The sequence below is a fragment of the Streptomyces sp. DvalAA-14 genome, from assembly GCF_900091855.1.
In the GTDB taxonomy this organism is placed as follows: domain Bacteria; phylum Actinomycetota; class Actinomycetes; order Streptomycetales; family Streptomycetaceae; genus Actinacidiphila.
This window is the reverse complement of the sequence record NZ_FMCH01000610.1, coordinates 1-1,109: the sequence shown is the minus strand read 5'-3', so window position 1 is coordinate 1,109 and position 1,109 is coordinate 1. Positions and strand designations below refer to the sequence as shown.

Below are 1,109 nucleotides of genomic sequence, written 5' to 3'. Positions count from 1 at the left end.
GCCCGGCGCGAGCGCGTCGCCGGCGCCCGCCAAGGGCACGGCCCAGGTGACCGGCACGGTGGCGACCGGCATCAACTCCCCGTGGGGCCTGGTCCAACTCCCCGACGGGTCCCTGCTGGTGGCCTCCCGCGACACCGGGCGGATCTCCCGGGTGGACACCGGCAAGGGCACCGTCACCCCGATCGGCAGCGTGCCCGGGGTCAGCCACACCCAGGGCGGTGAGAACGGCCTGCTCGGTCTGGCGGTCTCCCCCGACTTCGGCTCCGACCACCAGGTCTACGCGTACTACAGCACCGACTCGGACAACCGCGTCGTCCGGATGCTGTACGACCCCTCGCGGGAGAAGGGCGAGCAGCTCGGCGCCCCGGACACGATCCTGCGGGACATCCCCACCGGCACCCTGCACAACGGCGGGCGGATCGCCTTCGGCCCCGACGGCATGCTGTACGTGGGCACCGGCGAGACCGGCAAGCGCGGGCTGGCCCAGGACATGAAGTCGCCGGCCGGCAAGATCCTGCGGATGACGCCCGACGGCCAGGTCCCCAAGGACAATCCGACTCCGGGCTCGCTGGTCTACTCCCCCGGCCACCGCAACGTCCAGGGCCTGGCCTGGGACCCGCAAGGCCACCTGTGGGCCTCGGAGTTCGGCCAGGACACCTGGGACGAGCTGAATCTGATCGAGCCCGGCAAGAACTACGGCTGGCCGGTGGTCGAGGGCATCGCCCACCACCCGGGTTTCGTCGATCCCGTCGTCCAGTGGCCCACCGAGCAGAACTCCCCCAGCGGGATCGCCTACGCGGCGGGGTCCATCTGGATGGCCGCCCTCAAGGGTGAACGGCTGTGGCGCATCCCCCTCGACGGCACGAAGGCCGCGGCGCCCCCGCAGTCGTTCTTCACGGCGAAGTACGGCCGCCTCCGTACGGTCGTGGCCCTCGACGACCACACCTTGCTGATCTCCACCAGCAACACCGACAATCGCGGTACTCCGAAGCGGGGGGACGACCGCATCCTGCGGGTCTCCGTGAGTTAGGCCACGTTCGGGTAGGGCACCCCCGGCCAGAGTCGCGACGTGCCCCGAAGGGGCGCGGGGACGCGCGCGCGCGCGTCGC

1 protein-coding gene is annotated in these 1,109 nt (G+C 71.7%); it reads left to right on the top strand.

Annotated elements, in window-relative coordinates; genetic code table 11:
• Window positions 1-1,030, top strand: a 1,030-nt coding sequence (locus tag GA0115240_RS32670; protein WP_237555400.1) for a PQQ-dependent sugar dehydrogenase, incomplete at its 5' end; no start/stop codon positions are given.
• Window positions 1,031-1,109 lie beyond the last annotated feature (79 nt).